Raw genomic sequence first — 13,541 nt, 5'->3', positions numbered from 1 at the left:
GCGACGCAGTCGCATGTATACACAGCCTCGCGCCCCGTCAGGTCGGCGCAGTTGCCGTAGCTCGAAAAGTTGCCGTCACATGATCGGGTCGGGCTCCCGGGCCAGGTCCGCCGCGCCCACCAGGCCCGCCTTGTTGCCGAGCTGGGCGGCGATCACGTCGGCCACCGGGCGCCAGTTGCCGCCGACCAGCCAGCGCTTGTACGACTTGCGGATCGGGTCGAGGACCAGTTCGCCCTCGTCGGAGAGGCCGCCGCCGACGATGAACGCGGACGGGTCGAAGAGGGAGGCCAGGTCGGCCAGGCCCGCGCCGGCCCAGCGGGCCAGCTCGCGGTAGGAGTCGACGGCCACCGGGTCGCCCTGGCGGGCGGCCATGGAGATGTGCTTGCCCTCGATGCCGTCGGGGGTGCCGTCACCGAGGCCGAGCAGGATCTCGGCGTTCTCGGGGGTGGCGTTGGCGCGCTGCTTGGCGTATCTCACCAGGGCGCGCCCCGAGGCGTACTGCTCCCAGCAGCCCTGCGAGCCGCAGCCGCACAGCAGGCCGTCCGGGACCATCCGGATGTGGCCGAACTCGGCGGCCACGCCGAAGTGGCCGCGGCGCAGCTTGTTGCCGATGATGATGCCGCCGCCGAGACCGGTGCCGAGCGTGATGCAGATGACGTTGCGGTGGCCCTTGCCGGCGCCGAACTTGTACTCGCCCCAGGCGGCGGCGTTGGCGTCGTTCTCGACCACGACCGGGAGGCCCACGCGGGCCTCGACCTTCTCCTTCAGCGGCTCCTGGCGCCAGTCGATGTTCGGCGCGAAGTACACCGTGGAGCGCTGCCGGTTGACGTAACCGGCCGCACCGATGCCCACGCCGACGATCTCGTGCCCGGCGCGCGCACCCTCCACCGCCGAGGCGATGGCGTCCACGATGGCCTCGGGCGTGGTGGGGGTCGGCACCTTGAAGGTCGAGAGGATGTTGCCTTCCTCGTCGACCACGCCGGCCGCGATCTTGGTGCCGCCGATGTCGACGCCGATGGTGAGTCCCATGAATCCCTCAGTTTCGGTCGAGCCCCGCTACGGCCAACCGTACCCGAGGCCCTGCCGGGAAAGCGCTTCAGTCCAGGTCGATCCGCTCCCCCGGACCGGTGCCCTCGCCCCCGTCCCGCCGGTCGTCCGGACCCTCGCGGGTCAGGTCGTCGGCGGTGCGGGCGGTCCAGCGGCGCTCGTGGGCCTGGACGGCGGACCGGTAGGCGGCGAGCAGCTCGCCGCCGGCCGCGGCCAGGTGGTCGAAGACGTCCGGGTTGCGGTCGATGACGGGCTCGACGGCGGCCTTGGCCTGCTGGACGACCTGGCGCACCACCTGCTGGGCGGCGGGTCCGGCGAGGCTGCCGAGGAGCGGTGACTGGAGGCCGGACAGCTTGTCGGCCACCGTGTCCACGAGTTTCTTCAGTTCCTCCGCGGCCGAGCCGGGCTGGGGGCCGTACTCCGCGCGGCGGCGGGCCTTCTCGGCGGCGAGGTCCTCGGCGCAGGCCGTGGCCCAGGCGTCGGCGTCGGTCGCCCGCCCCGGTTCCTGATATCCCTCGTGCGAGTCGGATGCGGGACGCTCTTCGCTCATGGCGGACTCCTGACTACGGTTCGCCTTTACGACGTTACCCGAACGGGCGTACCCGGATCATCATCGTCCGGTTGTGGGCCACAGGCCGGGGTCCGGGGCGAAGCGGATGCGCAGCTCGCCCTCGCGCAGGCCGGCCCCGGCGACGGTGCAGCGGCGCAGGGCGGAGGGCAGCGGGACGATCCGCCGGAACGGGCCCACGGTGATCACGAGCTCGTCGCCGCGCCGGATCAGGTCCAGCTCGTCCCGTATCGCACCGGGCAGCGGAATGTGCCAGACCAGCACGCCGTCCTCGGCGATCCGGTCGGTGACGGGCCACTCGACCGGGGCGGGCGACGGGTTGACGGGCGGTACGGCGAGGGCGGCGAGGTCGTCGGTACCGCGCGGGTCGTGGCCGAGGTGCGGGACGAGGTGGACGTCGTACGGCCGCTCCTGCCAGTCGGCGAGGGTCTTGCGCTGCTGGGCGAGGAGCCCGGCGAGCAGGCTGTCCGGGTCGGTCTCGGGCAGGGCGCGGTTGGCGATCAGGGCCTCGGTGCGCAGGCCGCGCAGGGCGAGGCCGAGGCCGGCGGTGCGTACCGCGTCGGCGCCGGCCGGGCCGGGTTCGGCGACCAGGCGTACGGCGGTGTTCCGGTCGGTGAGGACGGCCTCGACGGCGGCGAGTTCGACGTCCCAGCGGGCGGCCGTCTCGTACAGCCAGTCGGCGGGCATCGGCACGCCGGCCAGCCGGCCGAGGACCGGGCGCAGGGCGCGGGCCGCCTGCCGCTCGGGCGGGAGCAGGCGGCGCAGATAGCGGCGCAGCTCCTCGGGGAGGCCGAGCAGGGCGAGGGCCTGCGGGAGGGGCGGGAGGTCCACCACGAGCAGGTCGTACCGCTCGGACAGCGCCGCGTCCCGCACGGCCCGCAGGAAGGACAGTTCCTCGGCGCCGGGCAGCGGGGTGACCTCCTCGGCGTCCAGCCGGGCGGCGCCGAGCAGGTCGAGGACGTTTGCGGCGCGGGCCTGGAAGGCGGTGAGGTCCTCCCGGAAGCGTTCGACGGCGTCGGGGCGCCAGGTGTCGAGGTGCGCCGCCGCTTCCTCGGGCACCGGCCCGGTCGCGGAGCCCAGCGCGGCGCCGAGGGTGTCGGTGCGGTCGGCGCTCAGCAGGAGGGTGCGGGTGCCCTCGCCCGCGGCGCGCAGTGCGGTGGCGGCAGCGATGGTCGTACGGCCGCTGCCGCCCGGGCCCGTGATCAGGATGGTGCGCATGAGGCTGAACCGTACCGGTGCCCGGCCGGCGGCTCGGCGTGCGTCAGCGCGGGCTGCGTCCCCGGACCGCCGCTTCGGCCCGACGGACTCGTCCTCAGGCGCCGGCCGGGCCGCCCTGCTCCACCCTCTTCTTCAGGCCCGCCAGCGCGCGGTCGATGATGACCTTCTCCGCCTTGCGCTTGATCATGCCGAGCATGGGGATCTTGACGTCCACGGTGAGGAGGTAGGTGACCTCCGTCGTGGCGGGGCCGGTGGGCTTGAGGACGTAGGAGCCGTCCAGGGATCGGAGCATCTGGGACTTGACCAGGGTCCAGGAGACCTCGTTCTCGCCGGTCCAGGTGTAGGCGAGGGTCTGGTCGTCCTTGATGGCGCCGGCGTCCATGACGAGGCGGACCTGCTCGGCGCGGCCCTGGTCGTCGGTCTTGAGGACCTCCGCCTCCTTCACCTCGCCGGTCCAGTCCGGGTAGCGCGCGAAGTCGGCGATCACCCCCATGACGTCGGCCGGTGCCGCCTCGATGGTGATGCTCGAGCTGGTGTGTTCCGCCATCGCCGTGGCTCCTCCAGATGCGGGCCGGTACAGAGGTCGTCGTGCGCACGTGTGTGCAGCGTGAAGGCTACCGCGCCGCCGACCTGCCGCCTTCACCCCAGGTCCCACCCGTCGTCGGCCGGTCACCATTCGAGCGCCCAGGGGCGGCCCGTCCCGGCGAAGTGGCCCACGTTCACGCACTCGGTGGCGCCGATCCGCATGCGGCGCGCGAGCGGCTGGTGGACGTGGCCGAAGAGCGAATAGCGGGGCCTGGTACGGCGGATCGCGTCCAGCAGTGCGCGGCTGCCGCGTTCGAAGCGGCGGGCGACGGTGTCGTAGACCAGCTCGGGGACCTCCGGCGGGATGTGCGTGCACAGCACGTCGACCTCGCCGACCGCCTCGATCTTCGCCGCGTACTCCTCGTCGTCGATCTCGTACGGCGTCCGCATGGGGGTGCGCAGCCCGCCGCCGACGAAGCCGAAGGTCCAGCCGCCGATCTCCACCCGCTGGCCGTCGAGCACGGTGGTGCCGGAACGGGCGTACTCCCGCCACAGGGGCGGCATGTCGACATTGCCGTAGGTGGCGTACGTCGGGGTCGGGAACGCGGCGAACAGCTCGGCGTACTGCTTGCGCACCGCCTTCTCGATGGCCGCCGCACGGTCCGTGCCGATGCCGGCCCACAGCCGCGCGCCGAACTCCCGGGCCTCCTCGAAGCGCCGGGCGGTGCGCAGCTCGACGATCCGGTCGGCGTTCTCCTTGCCGAACAGGTCCGGGAAGATGCCGCGCGAATGGTCGGCGTAGTCGAGGAAGAGGACGAGGTCGCCCAGGCAGATCAGGGCGTCGGCACCCTCGCCGGCCCGGGCCAGGTCCCGGGCGTTGCCGTGCACGTCGCTGACCACGTGGACGCGCGTCCTGCGAGGTCCGGCGTCCGGGCTGCCGGAGGGTGTGGGTGCCATGGCGATCAAGCGTAGGCGTGTGCGGTGTGCGTGAACAGCGTCGGTCCGGCCTGTGGTTACTGGCCGGTCGGTTCAGCCGTGGACTACTGTGCGCGAAGGAACGCCAACATGTGTGACGCAGCGAACATCTCACCGGGACCCCCTGTCGGGAACGGCATACCGGCGGGTAACGTCCGGGCCGTCCAGTCGTGCTCTGGATTTCAACAGCTGAATTCCCGAGCACTTGCCCGAGCCTTGGACCGCACCGTCGCATCACACAGTGTCGTGGCGCCGGCGCCCTATGAGGAGCAGCAGTCTTGCGCGAGTTCAGCCTTCCGGCTTTGTACGAGGTCCCTGCGGACGGCAACCTGACCGACATCGTCCGCAGAAACGCCGCGCAGCATCCCGACGTCGCCGTCATCGCCCGCAAGGTCGCAGGGGTCTGGCAGGACGTGACGGCCCGGGAGTTCCTGGCCGAGGTGCACGCCGCCGCCAAGGGTCTCATCGCCGCCGGGGTCCAGCCGGGCGACCGGGTGGGCCTGATGTCCCGCACCCGTTACGAGTGGACCCTGCTCGACTTCGCGATCTGGAGCGCGGGCGCGGTCACCGTGCCGGTGTACGAGACCAGCTCGCCGGAGCAGGTGCAGTGGATCCTGTCCGACTCGGGCGCCACCGCCTGCATCGTGGAGCAGGCGGGCCACGCCGCGGCCGTGGAGTCGGTGCGCGAGTCGCTGCCCGCCCTCAAGCACGTCTGGCAGATCGAGGCCGGCGGGGTGGAGGAGCTCGGGCGGCTCGGGCAGGACGTGTCGGACGAGACGGTCGAGGAGCGCGGCTCCCTCGCCAAGGCCGACGACCCGGCGACCATCGTGTACACCTCCGGCACCACCGGCCGCCCCAAGGGCTGCGTGCTCACCCACCGCAGCTTCTTCGCCGAGTGCGGCAACATCGTGGAGCGGCTGCGCCCGCTGTTCCGTACCGGCGAGTGCTCGGTCCTGCTCTTCCTGCCGCTGGCGCACGTCTTCGGCCGGCTCGTGCAGATCGCGCCGATGATGGCGCCGATCAAGCTGGGCTGCGTCCCGGACATCAAGCACCTCACCGACGAGCTGGCCGCCTTCCGCCCGACGCTGATCCTCGGTGTCCCGCGCGTCTTCGAGAAGGTCTACAACACGGCGCGCGCCAAGGCGCAGGCGGACGGCAAGGGCGCGATCTTCGACAAGGCGGCGGACGCCGCGATCGCCTACAGCAAGGCGCTGGACACCGCCTCCGGCCCGTCGTTCGGCCTGAAGGTCAAGCACAAGGTCTTCGACAAGCTGGTCTACAGCAAGCTGCGCGCGGTCCTCGGCGGCCGCGGTGAGTACGCCATCTCCGGCGGCGCCCCGCTCGGCGAGCGGCTCGGTCACTTCTTCCGCGGTATCGGCTTCACGGTGCTGGAGGGCTACGGCCTGACCGAGTCCTGTGCGGCCACGGCGTTCAACCCCTGGGACCGGCAGAAGATCGGCACGGTCGGCCAGCCGCTGCCCGGCTCGGTGGTGCGGATAGCGGACGACGGCGAGGTGCTGCTGCACGGCGAGCACCTGTTCAAGGAGTACTGGAACAACCCGGGCGCGACGGCGGAGGCGCTGGCCGACGGCTGGTTCCACACCGGTGACATCGGCACCCTGGACGAGGACGGCTACCTCAGGATCACCGGCCGCAAGAAGGAGATCATCGTCACGGCGGGCGGCAAGAACGTGGCCCCGGCGGTGATCGAGGACCGGATCCGGGCGCACGCGCTGGTCGCGGAGTGCATGGTGGTGGGCGACGGGCGGCCGTTCGTGGGCGCGCTGGTCACCATCGACGAGGAGTTCCTGGGCCGTTGGTGCGCCGAGCACGGCAAGCCGGCGGGTTCCACCGCGGCGTCGCTGAAGGACGACCCGGATCTGCACGCCGCGATCCAGGCCGCGGTCGACGACGGCAACGCCGCGGTGTCGAAGGCGGAATCGGTGCGGAAGTTCCGCATTCTGTCCTCCCAGTTCTCGGAGGAGTCGGGCCACCTCACCCCGTCGCTGAAGCTGAAGCGGAACGTGGTGGCGAAGGACTACGCGGACGAGATCGAGGCGATCTACGCGAAGTAGCACGCCCGCTGACGGAGTGTCATGGCGCGGTGTCCTCGGCGAGGACCCGCGCCATCGTGCGTTCGGCGAGCGCGGTGATGGTGACGAACGGGTTCACGCCGATGTTGCCGGGCACCAGCGAGCCGTCGGTGACGTAGAGGCGGGAGTACCCCTTGACCCGGCCGTAGTCGTCGGTCGCCCTGCCGAGGACACAGCCGCCGAGGGGGTGGTACGTGAAGTCGTCCGCGAAGACCTTGCTGCCGGAGCCGAACAGGTCGTAGCGGTAGATGGTCGCGTTGGCCAGGTTGATCCGGTCGAACAGCTTCTTGGCCATGCTCACCGACACCGCGCTCTGGGCGGCGCTCCAGCCGAGCCTCACCGCCCGGGAGGCGGAGTCGTAGGTGAAGGAGGCCCGTTCGGGGTTCTTGGTGATCGCCAGGTAGAGGCTGATCCAGTGCTCGAACCCCATGGGCAGCGGGGCGATCTCGGCGAAGACGGGGTTGTCGGCGTTGGCCCAGTCGTCGATGCCCATGACGGGCATGGTGGCCTGGTCGGCTCCGACCGTGTCCCAGACGTGGTTGGCACGCCCGAGCATGGTGTTGCCGTTGGTGCCCCAGCCCGCGCCCACGGCGGAGTTCAGGTCCGGCAGGGTGCCGGTGTCGCGGGCGCGGACGAGGAGTTCGGTGGTGCCGAGGCTGCCGCCGCCGAGGAACAGGTACGTGCAGCCGTAACTCTTGGTCTCCACGACCGCGCCGGTGGTGTCGATCCGGTCGGCGGTCAGGACGTACGACCCGTCGCCCGTCCGGCTGACCGACGTGACCTTCTCCAGGGTGTGGATCGTGACGTTGCCGGTGCCGAGGGCGGCGGCCAGATAGGTCTTGTCGAGGCTGCGCTTGCCGTGGTTGTTGCCGTAGATGACCTCGCCGGCCAGCGCGGACCTCGTGGCCGTCCCGGCGGCCTCCTGCTGCATGTAGCCGAAGTCGTAGACGTTGGGCACGAAGGTGGTCCTCAGGCCCGCGTTGCCGGCGGCCTTCCGGGAGGTGCGGGTGAACCGGTACCACTCGGTGGACTCGAACCAGGCCGGGTCGATGGTGTTGACGCCGAGCATGGCGCGGGCGCGGGGGTAGTAGGTGCCGTACATCTCGTCGGCGTCGACGGTCGGGAACTGCTCGGTGAAGTAGGACTTCAGCGGCGTGACCGCCATTCCGCCGTTGACGAGCGAGCCGCCGCCGACGCCCCGGCCGACGTAGACGGACATGTTGTCGTAGTGGACGCGGTCCAGGACTCCGGGATAGGCGCTGATGTCCTTGTTGACCACGTCCAGCCAGAGGAAGGTGGCGAGGGGGGCCTCGGTGCGGGTGCGGAACCACATGGAGCGCTGGTCGGGGGCGGTGGTGGAGCAGAAGACCCTGCCGTCGGGGGCGGGGGTGTTCCAGAGCCGGCCCATTTCCAGGACGAGGGTACGGATGCCGGCCTGGGCGAGGCGGAGGGCGGCCACGGCGCCGCCGTAGCCGGAGCCGACGACTATCGCCGGGGCGCTTTCGACTGCGTCGGGCTCGGCGGCCCGGGCCGACTGGAGTCCTATGCGGGTGAAGCCGAGGGTGGCCGCGGTCTGCAGTGCGGCCATGCCGAGCATGTGACGTCTTGTCAGCTGACGTCTCATCAGGTTTGCTGTCATGGGCGCAGCATGGGCGGATTATGGGGTTCCGCCAAGAGTCGCCGTATGAAGGGGTGGGGACTCGTCGTCGGCGGCTGCGGGTGTTTCGTGGTTGCTCGCGCAGTTCCCCGCGCCCCTTACGGGGCGCTGCACTACAGCAGTGTTTTCAACGTCTCCGCGAGCAGGTCCCAGCGCCACCTTTCCTCGACCCACTGTCTGCCTCGCTCGCCCATTCTGCGGCGCAGTTCGGGGTCCTGGAGCAGGGGGATGATGCGGGCGGCCGCCTCCTCGGGGGAGCCGCCCTTGACCACCCACCCCGTCTCCCCGTCGAGTACGGCGTCCGGTGCGCCGCCCGAGTCGCCCGCCACCACCGGCAGGCCCGTCGCCGAGGCCTCCAGGTAGACGATGCCCAGGCCCTCCACGTCCAGGCCGCCCCGGCGGGTGCGGCAGGGCATGGCGAAGACGTCGCCGGCGCCGTAGTGGGCGGGCAGGTCGGACCAGGGGACGGAGCCGGTGAAGCGGACGGAGCCGGAGAGGCCGGTCTCGGCGGCCATGCGGCGCAGGTCCCGCTCGTAGGGGCCGCCGCCGACGATGAGCAGGACGGTGTCGGGCTCCGCGGCGAGGATGCGGGGCATGGCCCGGATGAGGGTGTCCTGGCCCTTGCGCGGGACCAGCCGGGAGACGCAGACCACGACCGGACGGTCGGTGAGGCCGAGGCGGGCGCGGACCTCGGCGCCGCCGGAGCCTGGGTGGAAGGTCTTCTCGTCGACGCCGGGCGGCAGTTGGACCATGCGGGCGGCGGCCGCCGGGGTGAGCGCGGTGGCGATCCTGGAGCGCGTGTACTCGCCCAGATAGGTGATCGTGTCCGTGGTTTCGCCGATCCGGCGCAGCAGTTGCCGGGCGGCGGGCAACTGGGCCCAGCCCGCCTCGTGGCCGTGGGTGGTCGCCACCAGTCGCTCGGCGCCCGCCCTGCGCAGCGCCGGGGCCATGAGGCCGAGCGGCGCCGCCGCCCCGAACCACACCGAGGTGCACCCGTGCTCACGCAGCAGCCCGACCGCCCGCCGGGTCGCCTGCGGGGTCGGCAGCAGCATGGTCGTACGGTCGCGTACGACGGTGAAGGGCTGCTCGGCGTCGAAGGCGGCCGTGGCCCGGGCGCCCTCCCTGCCGCGCTTCCAGGTGGAGGCGTAGACGACCAGCCGGCCGGGGTCCAGGCGGAGGGCCATGTTGTGCAGGAAGGCCTGGATGCCGCCCGGCCGGGGCGGGAAGTCGTTGGTGACGATCAGGGTTGTGCGCATCGCCGCCGACCCTACCGAATCGGCCGTCCGGAGCCGCGTGCGGCCGGGTTTGTGGCATGCACACAGACAGGCACGACATCATGGTGCCCGACGCGGCATCGAACGGCAGGGGAGCACGTGGAGACGAAAGGCGCCGGGCGGTCCCTGGCATGGCTGCTCGCGACCTGGGGCGTCACCCGTGCGGTGCTGCTCCTGTTCGTCTTCCAGGTCTTCGTCTTCCCGGGCCCGGACGTCACCTCCGACGTGTCGGTGATCTACCGGGGCTGGTACGAGGTGCTGCGCCAGGGGACGTTTCCGCTGGACGACGTGACCTGGCAGTACCCCCCGGCCGCGGCGCTCCCGGTGCTCTCCCCCGCCGTCCTGCCCTTCCTGTCGTACGCGCACGCCTTCTTCGTGCTGGCGTTCCTCGCCGACGTGGCCGTCCTGGCGCTGCTGCTGTGTCCGAGCCGGCGCCCGGGCCGCTCCCCGCGCGGGGCCTGGGTGTGGGTGGCGGGCGCGCCGCTGCTCGGACCGACGGTGTACGCCCGCTACGACGTGATGGTGACCGCGGTGGCCGTGGCGGCGCTGGTGGCCGGGGCCCGGCATCCGCGGGTGATGGGCGCGCTGTCCGCGTTCGGCGCGCTGCTGAAGGTGTGGCCGGCGCTGCTGCTGGTCGGTGCCGTGCGGCGGCGGGCGTGGTGGTCGGCGGCGGTGACCGCGTCCGGTCTCGCGGCGCTGTTCTCGGTGTCCATGCCGGGAGCCTTCGCCTTCCTGTCCTTCCAGCGGGACCGGGGCACGGAGGTGGAGTCGCTGGGCGCCCTGGTCTTCCATGTGGCCCGGCACTTCGGCTGGCAGGGCCAGGTGCTGCTGAACTACGGGTCGATCGAGTTCCTCGGCCCGTATGTGGGCCTGGTCAGCACGGCGGCGCTGGGGCTGACCGGGGCCGCGTTCGGCTGGCTGCTGCTGTGGCGGCTGCGCGCGGCCCGCAGGGCACCGCACACGCTGGCGGAGGCGGCCTTCACTGCGGTGCTGCTGTTCACGGTCACCAGCCGGGTGATCAGCCCGCAGTACCTGGTGTGGCTGATCGGCCTGGCCGCGGTCTGTGTGTCGTACCGGGCGAGCCGGATGGGCGCGCCCGCGCTGATGGTGGTGGCCGCGTCCTTCGTGACCGTCGTGGAGTTCCCGCTCGGCTTCCTGCACGTGGTCCTGAGCGACCGGTACGGCGTCTTCCTGCTGGCGTTGCGCAACGGCCTGCTGGTCGCGGCCTCGCTCACGGCGGCCCGCCGCCTGTGGCACTCGACCGTACCCCCGGCCCCCACCGCCCCCCTCCCCCCGCAACCGGCCGAACCGCACCAGACCCCGGTCTCACCCTGACCCGCCCGGCTCACCCGGCACGCGCCAGGGACACCGCTGCTTTCCCGTGGCGGCCGGTCCGGCGCAGCAGCACCGCCACGGCCGCGCACTGGACGGCCATCGCGAGGGCCAGGGCGAGGCAGATGCCGGGCAGGCCGAGGCTGCCGAGGGCGTACGCCAGGGGCAGCTGGACGGCCGTGCCGAGCAAGGTGACCCGGAGCAGCGCCGGTGCTCCGCCGCTGCACTCGAAGACCCCGCCGAGGGCGATGAAGCAGGCCATCAGCAGCAGATACGGGCCGACGCAGCGCGGGAACAGCACGCCCTGACGGGCGACTTCGGGGCCCGCGCCGAAGGCGGCCATGATCCAGGGCGCCGTCACGGCGAACACGGCGGAGGCGGCGAGGCCCAGGGCACCGGAGAGCACCACCGCCTGCCGGCCGATGTCCCACCGCACGTCCGCGCCCGCGCCCCTGGTGTGCGCGGCATGGATCGCGGCGGCCTGCCGTACCGCGCAGAAGGCCATGGTGGCGACGTACATGACCTTGTGGGCGAGGGAGACGCTCGGCGCGGCCGGATGAGCGGCCAGGCAAGGGAACCGGGCGTCACTCGGTCCGGCTCAGTTGTGCCCGCACATACTGCCGCCACTGCACGGTGAACTCCCCCGGTGTGGTCCCCAGTACCGTCCTCAGCGCGTCCTCGACCGCACCCGCCCGCTTCCGGTGGGCGCCGACGGCGCGGTAGAAGGCGTCGAGCCGGGCCGGGCCCCAGTGGTCGGCGATCATCCGGCAGGCCAGCCAGCCGCCCTCGTAGGCCTGGGCGAGCTCGCCCGGGTCGCTGGTGAAGCCGAAGTCCTTGTCGGTGGGGAACCCGGTGGGCGGGTGGCCGTCCTGCACGGCACGGGTGAGTTCCGGCGCGGCCTCGGTGGGGGTGCGGCCGGTGCCCAGGTAGCCGACCCAGTCCGCGTAGCCCTCGGAGAGCCACAGCGGGGTCGCGGCGGTGGTGTGCGCGCGGGTGGCCACATGGGTGGTCTCGTGGGTGAGCACCACCTGCTTGCCGAGGTCGCCGAGGATGGCGTACGCCTCCGGGTTGACGACCACCCGGTCCGCGGGTGCCCGGCCCGAACCCCCCGCCTCACCGGTGGTCACGGCGGCGATCCCCCGATAGTTCGCGGCGGGCGAGCCGAGCAGGCCCGCCATGCCCTGCAGGGACCGCGGGACGAGGACGACGACACGGCGGGTCCAGTCGGTGCCCCAGGCCCGGGAGACCGCGGGCACCGCGCGGTCGGCCAGCTTCGCGTATCCGCGCAGGTCGGCGGTGGTCCGGCCGGTGCCCAGGACCAGGCTGTGCGCGCCCCTGACGGCGCTCACCGGGCCCTGGTCCCACAGCTGCTGCCCGGCGTCCCGGGCGGGCCGGTCGGCGGTGACGTACCACTTCCCGTCGGCGGTGCGGCCGAGGGTGAGGGTGCGGCGCGCGTCCACGGGGGCCTTGTCGTACCCCGCGACGCGATAGTTCAGGTCGGCGTCGGCGGTGGCGCCGGTGGAGGTGCGGTGCACGGCGGTGACCCGGTAGGCCCAGGAGGCCAGCGGCAGGGCGCGCAGCCGGGTGTACTCGGTGCGGGTGCCCGTCACCCCGAACGCCGTCTCGTCGTGGCCGAGGAGCGCGGCCGAGCGCCGGTCGAGCAGCTGCTGTACCTGGGTGCGGGCGGTGTCGGACGGGGTGCCGCCGCAGCCGGCCAGGGGCAGCAGCAGCCCGAGCCCCACGGCCCCGATACTCCACGCCCGTCTGCGACCAGCCACTTCCCGATCGTAACGGCGAGCGGCCGGATCAGGGCCGGGTGACCGAGGAGACCGGCATCATCCCGACCGGGTCGTAGCGCACCGCGGCGCCCGGATAGGGGGCGTGGATGACCTGGCCGTTGCCGACGTACATCCCCACATGGCTGGCGTCGGAGCGGTAGATGACCAGGTCGCCGGGGCGGGCCTCGGAGAGCGGGACCTGCCGGCCGGCGAAGCGCTGCTCCTGCGAGGTGCGGGGCAGCTGGACCCCGGCGTGCGCGTACGACCACTGCATCAGGCCCGAGCAGTCGAAGCCGGAAGGGCCGCTGGCGCCCCACACGTACGGCCGGCCGAGGGCGGAGCGGGCGGCGGCCACCGCGGCGGCGGCGCGGGCGTCGGGGGCGTCCGGGGTGTCGGGGGCGATGAGGCCGGTCAGGTCGGACAGATCGAGGCGTCCGTCGCCGTCGGAGCGCGAGGCGCGGCCGAGGACGGCGCGGTCGGCGGGCGGGAGCGCGTTGAGCAGCTGCCGGGCCCTGGCGAGCTTCCGCACCACGGTCCGCTTCTGCGTGGCCACGGCCTTGCGGCTGCTCTCCAGCTCGGCGAGCTTCCCGACCGCCACCGTGCGCTCCTGGGCGAGGTCCCGCAGCGCCGACTGCAACTCGCGCAGCTGCCCCGCCTGTTGGCTGGTGATGCGGTCGAGGGTGGACGCCTTGTCGAGATAGTCGTCGGGGCTGTCGGAGAAGAGCAGCGCCACGGCCGGGTCGATGCCGCCCGAGCGGTACTGGGCGCCGGCCAGCGAACCGAGCTGCTCGCGCAGGGTGTTGACGCGCTGCTGCTGCCGGGCGATGAGGTCCTGGGCCTCGCGGACCTCGCGGCGCAGCGTGCCCTCCCGCTCCTGGGCCTTGTCGTAGGCCTGGGTCGCCCGCTCGGCCTCCTGGTAGAGCCGGTCCACCTCGGCGCGGGTGTCGCCCTTCGGTGCGGCCTGTGCCGGTACGGCGCCGAGTGCGGCGGCCGCGGCCGACAGCACGCACAGGGCGGCGGCGCCCCGGTCGAATCCGGAGGAGGAGAAGCGGCGATGAGACCCCACGGCAGTCC

11 protein-coding genes and 1 pseudogene are annotated in these 13,541 nt (G+C 72.6%); 2 read left to right on the top strand and 10 right to left on the bottom strand.

Annotation, left to right across the window (positions count from 1 at the left end; translation table 11 throughout):
* Window positions 1-75: 75 nt before the first annotated feature.
* The 5 genes from ABB07_RS28140 to ABB07_RS28120 all read right to left on the bottom strand — a co-directional run bounded on the left by ABB07_RS28140 (window position 76) and on the right by ABB07_RS28120 (window position 4,315).
* On the bottom strand, window positions 76-1,029 hold the full coding sequence (locus tag ABB07_RS28140) for an ROK family glucokinase (RefSeq protein WP_055705252.1): 954 nt from the start codon (window positions 1,027-1,029) through the stop codon (window positions 76-78).
* A 67-nt stretch (window positions 1,030-1,096) separates the two neighbouring features.
* A complete protein-coding gene (locus ABB07_RS28135) occupies window positions 1,097-1,597 on the bottom strand; it encodes a DUF5304 domain-containing protein (RefSeq protein WP_208901329.1) in 501 nt (166 codons plus the stop codon).
* Window positions 1,598-1,657: 60 nt separating this feature from the next.
* Window positions 1,658-2,833 carry an ArsA family ATPase gene (locus ABB07_RS28130; RefSeq protein ID WP_208901328.1) on the bottom strand — a complete coding sequence of 392 codons (1,176 nt, stop codon included), beginning with the start codon at window positions 2,831-2,833 and terminating at the stop codon, window positions 1,658-1,660.
* Window positions 2,834-2,927: 94 nt separating this feature from the next.
* Window positions 2,928-3,380 (bottom strand): SRPBCC family protein, encoded by a 453-nt coding sequence (locus ABB07_RS28125; protein WP_208901327.1) that lies wholly within the window; start codon window positions 3,378-3,380, stop codon window positions 2,928-2,930.
* Between the two features lie 122 nt (window positions 3,381-3,502).
* On the bottom strand, window positions 3,503-4,315 hold the full coding sequence (locus ABB07_RS28120; protein WP_208901326.1) for a metallophosphoesterase family protein: 813 nt from the start codon (window positions 4,313-4,315) through the stop codon (window positions 3,503-3,505).
* Between the two features lie 296 nt (window positions 4,316-4,611).
* On the opposite strand from ABB07_RS28120, the gene ABB07_RS28115 reads away from it, so the two are divergent.
* Window positions 4,612-6,408, top strand: a complete 1,797-nt coding sequence (locus ABB07_RS28115; protein ID WP_208901325.1) for an AMP-dependent synthetase/ligase — start codon at window positions 4,612-4,614, stop codon at window positions 6,406-6,408.
* A 19-nt stretch (window positions 6,409-6,427) separates the two neighbouring features.
* On the opposite strand, the gene ABB07_RS28110 is transcribed toward ABB07_RS28115, so the two are convergent.
* Window positions 6,428-8,050 (bottom strand): GMC oxidoreductase, encoded by a 1,623-nt coding sequence (locus ABB07_RS28110; RefSeq protein ID WP_482269320.1) that lies wholly within the window; start codon window positions 8,048-8,050, stop codon window positions 6,428-6,430.
* A 146-nt stretch (window positions 8,051-8,196) separates the two neighbouring features.
* The gene (locus ABB07_RS28105) at window positions 8,197-9,339 is read right to left on the bottom strand and encodes a glycosyltransferase family 4 protein (protein WP_208901323.1); all 1,143 of its coding nucleotides are present in this window, start codon (window positions 9,337-9,339) and stop codon (window positions 8,197-8,199) included.
* 117 nt (window positions 9,340-9,456) lie between these two features.
* Between ABB07_RS28105 and ABB07_RS28100 the strand changes: the two genes are divergently transcribed.
* Window positions 9,457-10,692, top strand: a complete 1,236-nt coding sequence (locus tag ABB07_RS28100; protein ID WP_208901322.1) for a glycosyltransferase family 87 protein — start codon at window positions 9,457-9,459, stop codon at window positions 10,690-10,692.
* Between the two features lie 10 nt (window positions 10,693-10,702).
* On the opposite strand, the pseudogene ABB07_RS28095 reads toward ABB07_RS28100, so the two are convergent.
* From ABB07_RS28095 to ABB07_RS28085, 3 genes and pseudogenes are all read right to left on the bottom strand, one after another.
* Window positions 10,703-11,242, bottom strand: a pseudogene (locus tag ABB07_RS28095) (MATE family efflux transporter); the annotation flags it as partial.
* A gap of 31 nt (window positions 11,243-11,273) precedes the next feature.
* Window positions 11,274-12,467 (bottom strand): hypothetical protein, encoded by a 1,194-nt coding sequence (locus tag ABB07_RS28090; RefSeq protein ID WP_425264769.1) that lies wholly within the window; start codon window positions 12,465-12,467, stop codon window positions 11,274-11,276.
* 28 nt (window positions 12,468-12,495) lie between these two features.
* Complete coding sequence (locus tag ABB07_RS28085; protein WP_208901321.1) at window positions 12,496-13,533, bottom strand: C40 family peptidase; 1,038 nt, start codon at window positions 13,531-13,533, stop codon at window positions 12,496-12,498.
* Window positions 13,534-13,541 lie beyond the last annotated feature (8 nt).

Source organism: Streptomyces incarnatus (assembly GCF_001027185.1).
GTDB classification, from domain to species: domain Bacteria; phylum Actinomycetota; class Actinomycetes; order Streptomycetales; family Streptomycetaceae; genus Streptomyces; species Streptomyces puniciscabiei.
This window is presented reverse-complemented; position numbering and strand designations above follow the sequence as displayed.

Bases quoted from the DNA above. Each gene is read 5' to 3' on its own strand.
- ABB07_RS28140 (WP_055705252.1), bottom strand. From the start codon at position 1,029: ATGGGACTCACCATCGGCGTCGACATCGGCGGCACCAAGATCGCGGCC.
- ABB07_RS28135 (WP_208901329.1), bottom strand. From the start codon at position 1,597: ATGAGCGAAGAGCGTCCCGCATCCGACTCGCACGAGGGATATCAGGAA.
- ABB07_RS28130 (WP_208901328.1), bottom strand. From the start codon at position 2,833: ATGCGCACCATCCTGATCACGGGCCCGGGCGGCAGCGGCCGTACGACC.
- ABB07_RS28125 (WP_208901327.1), bottom strand. From the start codon at position 3,380: ATGGCGGAACACACCAGCTCGAGCATCACCATCGAGGCGGCACCGGCC.
- ABB07_RS28120 (WP_208901326.1), bottom strand. From the start codon at position 4,315: ATGGCACCCACACCCTCCGGCAGCCCGGACGCCGGACCTCGCAGGACG.
- ABB07_RS28110 (WP_482269320.1), bottom strand. From the start codon at position 8,050: ATGAGACGTCAGCTGACAAGACGTCACATGCTCGGCATGGCCGCACTG.
- ABB07_RS28105 (WP_208901323.1), bottom strand. From the start codon at position 9,339: ATGCGCACAACCCTGATCGTCACCAACGACTTCCCGCCCCGGCCGGGC.